The organism is Pseudarthrobacter sp. 01T43, from assembly GCF_056398665.1.
Map to the genome: position 1 here is coordinate 1 of NZ_JBFTPV010000047.1, position 4,658 is coordinate 4,658.

The 4,658-nt window shown below is 62.3% G+C and carries 4 protein-coding genes and 1 pseudogene; 1 reads left to right on the forward strand and 4 read right to left on the reverse strand.

Annotated elements, in window-relative coordinates; genetic code table 11:
• Window positions 1-953 precede the first annotated feature (953 nt).
• A pseudogene (locus tag AC1DIM_RS19510) lies at window positions 954-1,280 on the reverse strand (restriction endonuclease); the annotation flags it as partial.
• A 446-nt stretch (window positions 1,281-1,726) separates the two neighbouring features.
• On the opposite strand from AC1DIM_RS19510, the gene AC1DIM_RS19515 reads away from it, so the two are divergent.
• Window positions 1,727-3,055 carry a hypothetical protein gene (locus tag AC1DIM_RS19515; RefSeq protein ID WP_477712135.1) on the forward strand — a complete coding sequence of 443 codons (1,329 nt, stop codon included), beginning with the start codon at window positions 1,727-1,729 and terminating at the stop codon, window positions 3,053-3,055.
• Between the two features lie 322 nt (window positions 3,056-3,377).
• On the opposite strand, the gene AC1DIM_RS19520 is transcribed toward AC1DIM_RS19515, so the two are convergent.
• The 3 genes from AC1DIM_RS19520 to AC1DIM_RS19530 form a co-directional block, all read right to left on the reverse strand.
• On the reverse strand, window positions 3,378-3,500 hold the full coding sequence (locus tag AC1DIM_RS19520; RefSeq protein WP_477712136.1) for a hypothetical protein: 123 nt from the start codon (window positions 3,498-3,500) through the stop codon (window positions 3,378-3,380).
• Window positions 3,501-3,504: 4 nt separating this feature from the next.
• Window positions 3,505-3,852, reverse strand: coding sequence for a hypothetical protein (locus AC1DIM_RS19525; RefSeq protein WP_477712137.1), 348 nt, complete (start codon window positions 3,850-3,852; stop codon window positions 3,505-3,507).
• Between the two features lie 346 nt (window positions 3,853-4,198).
• The coding region (locus AC1DIM_RS19530) for an MFS transporter (protein ID WP_477712138.1) at window positions 4,199-4,658 on the reverse strand (460 nt) is incomplete at its 5' end.

The following is a 4,658-nucleotide window of genomic DNA, read 5'->3' on the forward strand; positions in this document are numbered from 1 at the left end:
ACACGCCAATGAGCTAAACCCACACCCCAACATGGCCAACGCCGCCGAATACCCGGTGGGCAGATCTGGTGGCCATGAGTGGGCAGTATTCATGGCCACCAGCGGGCATTTTTGCTGGCCGCCTATGGGCACAAACTATTGGCCATTGACAGCCCCCTGTGTCGATTGCAAGGCCGGCAGCAGGTCGGCCATTGCAACCGACTCACCTTTGACTCACCTCAATCAGTAATAAACAACAACTATTCATCAGTCATCGTTGGTCGCAGAAACCTCTAGATTCCGGGCAAACAGCACATTCCCCCCTGCCACCAGGCACCTAGACCTAAAGCGGGGGTCGTCGGTTCGACTCCGACAGGAGGCTCCATGTTGTGGCTTTGACGTGCGGTTTTATTCCTGAGTTCGCCGCGGACAGGCCCTGATTCGGCGGCAGATTTGGAAGCTTTTCGCCAGTTCTAATCCGACGTCGGGCTTCATAAACGGCCCTGACCTGCAGTCTTACTCTAGATGTCTCTTACGCTGTGTCGCGATTGGCGGAGGAAGTAAGGGGCGGGATCTTCGGTTCGAATGCTCCATCCGGCAAATTGGGCGCTGACCTGCAAGGGACTCCCGGTGGCTGCCAAGGAGTGGCCGGTTTCCCTCGGCACTCACCTTTTACTCACCCTAATCGGCACCGCCGGAAAGGTTATCAGCACCTTAAGGCCGACCTGAACTACTTCGGGATCCGGTCGGACGGCAGCATGTGGCCGCAACGCGAAGTAGCTTCTGCGAAAAGATGCCTGAGCCAGTCGGTTGGCCGAAGCGGTCCTATATCAGGGGGCTGTCTGCACGGAATGTCAGAAGCCGTCTGCACCCGGCCGGTCGCCGGCACCAAGCCCCGCAGACGACCGAAGATCAATGGCTTTGTCACAAGTGAGTCAACGAACCGATGATGCAAACACTCAAGGATGGGTACTCTACTGAACGGACCCCATGCCACCTCTTTCGAGGAGGGAGAGAAGGCCGGCGTCCCAGGCTATGCGGGCGGCTTTTGATCGTGGGTGCAGTTTTGCGGTTACATAGTCGTACTGAAACAGCGCCATCCCGATGTTAGGGCTCTCTGCGAACTCAACGGCTGCCGATGTGTAGCCCGATAATGAGAAGAAAACGGGGATCTTCCCCCACCCAGTTGCGACTCCGGAAAGAGCCCTTACTGCAACCGGGGTTACATGAACCTGATGGTGTTTTACATCTGCGACAAAGTGATCTGCAATCACATCCATTCCGCCATCGCGAGTTGCCTGGGATACGCGGCATCCAGCCGCACCTTAGTAACTCAACCATTGAGCCGCCAGACGCTCAGCTTGCTGAAAAGTGCAGACGGTCATAGGCGCCGGAGGATTATCTAGGCCCTCCCAAACGCCCTTGAACAATCCGTTGTAGCTGGTCCTTCGGCCGAGGAGCCGTTTGTGTACTTTCATCTTGGTCGAGCCGCCATGCGGAGGCCACGGCCGCATCGCGAAACTCCCGTGCGGTCTGGTCCCGTGCCTCGGCATGCGGATCTGGCAAGGGATCACGGTGCTGTTCGCGGGCGAAGCGGTGGTCCAACGATGGCTGGGAAACGACTGGGGCCAGAACTTTCTTGGATTTCTAGCCTCGGCAGGACGTCGTGCCGGCGGGAGTATCATGCGAGGGACGGCGCCAAAGGAGACTGCCGTCCCAGATTCCGATCCGAAGAATGGTGGTGGGCGTGGTGTCTTGGACTCATGTATCAGATGTTGCGCAGCTCAATGAGGCGCTGGCCTCGGGCGTCAATGAAATTGAAATTTCAGGCACCTTGAAGGGGATGCCCTCGGTGACCATGCCTCCCGGGGTGGCGCTGCGCGGCGGCGAGCTCGTCTTTGGAGCCAAGGGCCTGCGGCTGACCCAGGATAATTCGGTCGAGAACGTCACCGTGCGCACTCCGTTGCATGAGCTTGCCATCTACAACGACCCCACGGTGGAGGATTTGGGCACACTCCGGCTGAAGAACGTCACCAGCTTCGGGCAGGTCTACCTCACGGCGGAAGGCAGTATCCGGGCCGGCCGCATCGAGGCCGACGGCGTCCACGTCGCCGCGGCCGACACTCGCGGCCGCGCGGACCGGCCCACAGGGTTCGGGGTCGAGGCGATGCAGGGGGCATTCACCCTCTGGAACCGGCAGCCTGATAGAGGCGTGGTCCTCATCGCGCGTCTTGAAAACATCTCCGCGGGCAGCTCCGGGGTCCCGGTGCGAGGCGGCGGAGTTTTTGTCGGCGGCCACGGTGACCGGGCGGGCAAGGCCGACGGCGGCACGGTCGCCGTCGAGCTGCTGTCCACCGGGGACGTCTTCTCCGACGGCGGCATCGCCCCGGGCACCCCGGACCTCATCAGCGGCGGCGTCTTCATCATCAGCGGTACCCATGCCATGGACGTGGTGAACCTGGGTACCACGACCACCTTCGGCCAGAACGACATGGTACTGGACAACTGGGGCGTCGTTGAGACCTGGACAGCCAAGGCCAAAGTCACCTCGCACGGTCCCAGCGGGATCGGGTTCGTCAACTTCGGCGACATCGGCGTGCTCAGGGTTGAGGCACCCATCGAGACCACCGGACTTGGAGCCCGCGGATTCAACGTCTACGACGGCTCCCTGAACGAGGCCATCTTCGACTCGATCACCACGCGCGGCGACGGGTCCGTGGGGGTGCAGGTCAGCCGTGACCTGCCCAAACTGACCATCAAGGGCAGTCTATCCACCTCCGGCGGGACCGGTGAAAGCCTGGTCAAGGGCGTCCTGATGCCGCTCTCGGCCATCGCACTGAGTGTGAAACCCACCGGGAACATCGGCTCTGTGGATATCGGGGAGAACATCTCCACTGACGGGGATGGCTTGTCCACCGTGGACTTGGAGGGACCGGTCGGATCGCTGGCCGTGGGCGGGAAGATCATCGCCAACGGCGCGGGCGCCTCATCCGTGCGGATCGCCGGCATCACGGGACCCAACCTGGACGGCCTGACACTGGAGGCACCGAACGGCCAACCCATGGCCACCGGATAAACTCCGAAATAAACGGCGGCGGACCAGAACCGACACGAAGGGTTCAGGGCAGCGACGCCCTTTATAAGCCCTTTGGGTTGCTGAAATCGCCGGTCACCAGCTTCAGGGCAGTTCCGGGATGCCGGCGGACTTGTCTGTGCCGGTCGGCGTGGGTTCCGGGCCAGGGGGAGGATGTACTCCGGAGGGGCGTGTTCTGGCCGCTGCGATGAGGACTCTGGAATCGTCCGGGGTGGAGGACTGTCCTCGGACGGCGGCCAACCGCCGGCCCGAAGGGGAAGGGTGTCCTGCCAGGCAACCATGATGCGTTTTCCCTTGCCATCGGCTATTTCGAGGTTACGGGCAGGGAGTTGTCCCTGGCGTAGGTGCGGGTTAGGGTCACAGCGGTGATGACGATGAGTGCCAGCATGACCATGCCGAACATCATCACGGCCGGCACCAGGGCCAAGGGGCTAGGCCCAGATGTATTCCTCGGTGATGGCGCCGTCCTTCCACTTGGCCACGGTGACCATGCGGCCGCCGCCTTCGAATTCGCCGATGACGCAGGTCCACTCCCCGGATCCGAAAGCGATCGGATGCGAGGTGATTTGGGGCGGTGTGCCGCCGGCGGACTCGACGTAGGCTTTCATCGCATCGATATGTTCGCTGACGCCATGGGTGGTTTCCTGCCCCTTCCAGTCAACCAGGACGTCGTCAGTGTGGTGGTGGGCAAAGACGCCGTTCCAGTCGGCTTTGTTCCAGCCGTCGAAGTCCAGATCGTCCATTCCTTTGAGATTGCGGTTAACCTGCTCGTCCTGCATGGCTTCCTCCTCTAAGCGCGCCAGCGCCGGTGTCTGATATCGCCGTCGAGCTCAACCATTGGCCCGACTCGATCAGCGTAGAGCAGCCGCTCAACGGCGTACAGGGCGCAATTCCCGGCGGGGATCTCGGAGGACGAATCTGATGGGGCGGGGCCTCCCTTGGCCAGCAGGGCAGCCAAGAGGTGCCGGCCCGAGTTAGGTCCTATGTGGGCACGCATTTTGCTTGCCACCCATACTTGGAATTTGGCCTTTAGCCCAAGGTTTCGTTTGGTTTTCTAGAGCGGCGGTAACGGCGCTGTGGTGGGGCCACTTTTGTGTCGGTCGGTGGCTTGGCAGAGCCTGCCGGTTACTCGCCGGCGGCGATGGCTTCTGCTTCGAATGCTGTGCTTTCGTGGACGGGGTGGTCGGCCGGGGTGAGGATGCGGCGGAAGATCGCGAGCAGGAGGGCGCCGACGACGGCGGTCGCGGCCGCGAAGAGGAACGGCACCCCCGCCCCGAGGGCTGCAAGTCCGGTGCCCACGGGGGCGCCGATCGCGCCGCCGAAAAAGCGGATTCCGGAGTAGGCGGACGATGCGACGGGGCGGGGCAGGTCACTGGCCTCCATGACTGCTTCGGTAAGTACTGTGTTGGCTGCGCCGATTTCGAAGCCGAGCAGTACCACGCACACCACGAGCCAGGGCGTGTTCCCGGTCAGCTGCGAGGCCGCGACGTGGGTGGCGGCGAAGACGATGAGGATGCCTGCGAGGACGCGGGTGGGGGAGAACCGGTGGGTCAGGCGGGGTGCGATGACAACGCTGGTCAGGGCC

Coding starts and splice junctions, on each gene's coding strand:
- AC1DIM_RS19525 (WP_477712137.1), bottom strand. CDS start 3,852: ATGCAGGACGAGCAGGTTAACCGCAATCTCAAAGGAATGGACGATCTG.